This window comes from Rhizobacter sp., assembly GCF_031412075.1.
GTDB lineage: Bacteria > Pseudomonadota > Gammaproteobacteria > Burkholderiales > Burkholderiaceae_C > Rhizobacter.
Genome location: NZ_JANOCG010000276.1, coordinates 1 through 4,028, shown reverse-complemented (window position 1 = coordinate 4,028; position 4,028 = coordinate 1). Strand labels below are relative to the sequence as shown.

The 4,028-nt window shown below is 66.4% G+C and carries 4 protein-coding genes; all 4 read left to right on the top strand.

The genetic code is table 11. The annotated features are described in order from the left end of the window. On the top strand, positions 1-646 hold a 646-nt coding region (locus RMO40_RS09950), incomplete at its 5' end, for a helix-turn-helix domain-containing protein (RefSeq protein ID WP_309719988.1). Further along, positions 643-1,716 (top strand): arginine N-succinyltransferase, encoded by a 1,074-nt coding sequence (locus RMO40_RS09945; protein WP_309719987.1) that lies wholly within the window; start codon positions 643-645, stop codon positions 1,714-1,716. The genes RMO40_RS09950 and RMO40_RS09945, both read left to right, overlap by 4 nt. A 1-nt stretch (position 1,717) precedes the next feature. Continuing rightward, positions 1,718-2,716, top strand: a complete 999-nt coding sequence (locus tag RMO40_RS09940) for an arginine N-succinyltransferase (RefSeq protein WP_309719986.1) — start codon at positions 1,718-1,720, stop codon at positions 2,714-2,716. 183 nt (positions 2,717-2,899) lie between these two features. After that, positions 2,900-4,028, top strand: a 1,129-nt coding sequence (locus tag RMO40_RS09935; protein WP_309719984.1) for a TonB-dependent receptor plug domain-containing protein, incomplete at its 3' end; no start/stop codon positions are given.

Here is a 4,028-nt window from a genome sequence, read left to right as displayed (position 1 = left end):
CCTGCTGCGCGGCCACCGGGCCACCCTGCACTGGGCCTACGCGCCCTTGCTCGCGCGCGCGTTCAGCGAAACCGTGGTGTCGAGCAATGTGTTCGAGTCCGACCGCCGACGGCTGACCTGCGCTGGCGGCCACGCCGCCTTCGACATGATGCTGCACCGCGTCGGAGAGACCCATGGGCCCACCATCGTCGAGCAGCTGCTGGCGAGCTTCAGCCTGGAGAAACCGCGCGGGCCCAACGAACCGCAGCGTGTGCCGCTGTCGGCACGCATCGGTGGCGGCCAGCCCAAGTTGACCGAGGCGGTCGCACTGATGGAGGCCAACATCGAGGAGCCGCTGGCCACCGAAGACATCGCGCGGCTGGTCGGCGTGTCGCGTCGCCAGCTGGAGCGCCTCTTCAAGCTCTACCTCGACAGCCTCCCCTCGCGCTACTACATCGAGATGCGGCTCACCCGCGCGCGCCAGTTGTTGCAGCAGACCAGCCAGTCCATCCTGCAGATCGGTTTGTCCTGCGGCTTTTCGTCGGGCCCGCATTTTTCAAACGCCTACCGCGCCCATTTCGGCGTCACGCCCCGCGAGCAACGCAGCCAGCGTGTCGTCGTGGCGATGCCCGCGCCCGCACCAGATTCCAAGGAGCTTGCCCCATGAACAACATCGGTGACACGGCCACACCGCGCCTGGTGCTCAGGCCCTGCCGATTGACCGACCTGGCCGCCGTCGAGCGCATCGCAGCCGCGAGCGCCATCGGCATCGGTTCTTTGCCACTCGACCGCGAGAAGCTCTACGACAAGATCCGCGCTTCGTCGCACGCCTTCTCCACCGAAGCCGATGTGAGTGGCGAAGAGACCTACTTCTTCGTGCTGGAAGACACGGCCAGCGGACAGATCGTCGGCACCAGCGGCATCGCGGCCTCGGCCGGTTTCGGCGACCGCTTCTACAGCTACCGCAACGAGTTCATCGTGCATGCCTCGCAAGAGCTGCGCAGCTCCAACAAGATCCATTCGCTGCACCTGTGCCATGACCTGACGGGTGCGTCGCTGCTGACCTCCTTCTACATCGAACCCGGGTTCGCAGAGGGCGTCTGGCCGCACCTGCTGTCGCGCGCCCGCCTGCTTTTCATGGCCGAGCACCCCAAGCGGTTTTCCGACCGGCTGGCTGCGGAGTTCCCGGGCCTGTGCGATGAAGCCGGGCACTCACCTTTTTGGGATGCGGTCGGGCGGCGTTTCTTCAACCTGGATTACCCACAGGCCGAGCAGCTGACCGGCGGACGAAGCAAGAGCTTCATTGCGGAACTGATGCCGCAGTACCCCATCTATGTGCCCTTGCTGCCGCCGGATGCGCAGGTCGCCATCGGCCAGCTGCACCCCGTCGGCGAACTGCCCTTCAAGCTGCTGGTGGACGAGGGTTTCGAGGCCGACACCTATGTCGACGTGTTCGACGGCGGCCCCACGATCGAGGCACGCCTCGCGGCGCTGACCAGCATCCGGCGCAGCAGGCGGCTGCGCGTGGAGCGAGCATCCGGCGCCGACGTTCGCGCCGAATCTGTGCGCCCCTGTCTGATCGCCAACACATCCAGCCAGCAGTTTCGCGCCACGGTGGCCGATGTGCCCTGGAGCGACGGCGACACGCTCGTGCTGCCGGCCGACCTGATCGAAGCGCTCGAAGTCTCCAGCGGCGACGACGTGCGCATCGTCGCCCTGCACGCCGGAGGGCTCTGAGATGCTCACCATCCGCCCCATCGCCCTGGCCGACCAGGCCGCGTTCGTGAGTCTGCATGCGCGCTGCAGCACGCAGGCGGCCGAGCGTTTGATCGAATCCTCGCAGCTGGCCTTTGCAGGCGATGGCGTCACGCCGCGCCGACGCGTCTTTGTGCTCGAAGACACACAACACCCCGGGGCGCTGCTGGGAGTCGGCGCACTCTCGGGCAGCATCGGCCTGGACCTGCCCCGCTACAGCTATCGCAGCGGCGTGGTGGTGCATGCCTCGGCCGAGCTCAAGATGTTCCACCGCGCCGACACCTTGCTGCTCGGCAATGACCACACCGGCTGCGCCGAGCTGCACCTGCCTCTGATGGCCAGCGCAGACTCCACACGCGCTCCCCAGCGCCTGCTGATCGATGCCATGCTGCTGCATGTGGCCGAGCAACCTGACCACTTCGCACCGCGTCTCATTGCCGAACTGCCGGGCCTGAACTTCGACAGCGGTGCGTCCCCTTTCTGGAACGCCCTCGGCCGGCATTTCTACGCAGGCGAGCTGCCGCCGAACGATGTGTTCTTCGAGACCCCAGAGCGCAGCCACATCGCGCGGCTCATGCCCAAGCACCCGCTCTACAGCTCCTTCCTCGGTGCAGAGGCGCAGGCCTGCATCGGCCAGCGCGCAATGGCGGCACGAGCGGCGCACGATGCGCTCACCGCTCAGGGTTTTCGCTTCGGTGGGCACCTCAACATCTTCGACGCGGGGCCGATTGTCGAAGTCGATGTGGCGGACCTCACGGCGCTTCGGGCGAGCCAGGTGCTGCCGGTTCGCATTGGCGAGCCCGGCCCTGGGCGCAGCTGTCTCGTCGCGGGTGTCGGCGCAGACCGCACAGGCGCCAGCCTGGTGCCTGCAGCGCTCGACGATGGGGCGCTGACCTTGAGCGCGGCGCAGGCGCAGGCGCTGCGTGTGGAGACCGGGCAGCGGATTCGTGTGATGACACAAGGTTCGGCGCAGGCGTCTTGACCTGAACGCATGTGGTGCCGCGGCGACTCGCCGCACCCGTGCTGTCAAGGTTGCGACGCCAACTTGCAGCTTTGCGACCGCCGCGTGGCAACCCTCGTTACAGGGAGCGTGGTGGCAGATAGCCTGAATGCGAAGACACGTTGATCACGCGACGCCTCCCATTCAAACCACGCAAAGCAGCCCATGAACAAATCATTCCCACGCACCGTTTTTGTGATGCGTCCGTGTGCGCAGGCCGCGCTCATGGCCATTGGCTTTCTCGCGCACAGTGCCGCGCAGGCACAGGCCAGCGCCACCCCGCCCGCGCCACCCACTCAACTCGAGCGTGTCGAGATCACCGGTTCATCGATCAAGCGCATCGACGCCGAAACGGCGCTTCCGGTGCAAGTCATCAAGCGTGAAGACATCGACAAGAGCGGGGTCACCACGGCCGCCGAGCTGTTGACGAAGATCTCGGCCAACGCCGCCGGCTTGACGGACGGCGCGAGCATCACCGACAGCAACTCGGGCCAGCGTGGCTTCAACGCCGCCAACCTGCGCGGCATCGGCGTGTCGTCCACGCTGGTGCTGCTCAATGGCCGCCGCCTGGCCAACTTCGCATCGCCGGGAGACGGGGCCGGTGTGGACCTGAACAACATTCCGGCGGCCGCATTGCAACGTGTCGAGGTGCTCAAGGACGGCGCCTCAGCCATCTACGGCACCGATGCGATCGGCGGCGTGATCAACTTCATCACCCGCAAGGATTACGAGGGCGCCGACATCAGCGTTTCCGCCCTCGGTACCCAGCACGGTGGCGCAGGCAAGCGAACCTTCTCGCTGTCCGGCGGCACCGGCAACCTCGCCAAGGACCGATTCAATGCGTTCGGTGTCATCGACTACCAGGAGCTCGATGCATTGCGCTCCAGCCAGCGTGATTTCATCCGCGACAACAACATCCCTCAGACCCTGCCCTTCCTCTTGTCCAGCCGGCCCTTCCCCGGCAACGTGCGGCTGACCCGCAGCCAGCTGAACACCATCCGGGCCAACGGCGCGCCCTACACCGGCCGCACCATCAACTTCACGGCACCCGAGTGCGGCCCGCCGACGAGCGTCTATGCGCCGGGCGGCCCCGCTGGCGCGGATGGCTGCAACTACGACTACATGCAAGACACCGAGATCTACCCGGAGTCTGAGAAGCTGGGCTTCCTCGGCCGCGGCACGCTGCAGGTGAACGACGCCCACCAGCTCTTCGCCGAAGCACTGCTGAGCCGTGCCAAGACCAAGTACGTGCTGAGCCCTCAACCCAACACCGTCACCGGCATTCAGCCGGGCA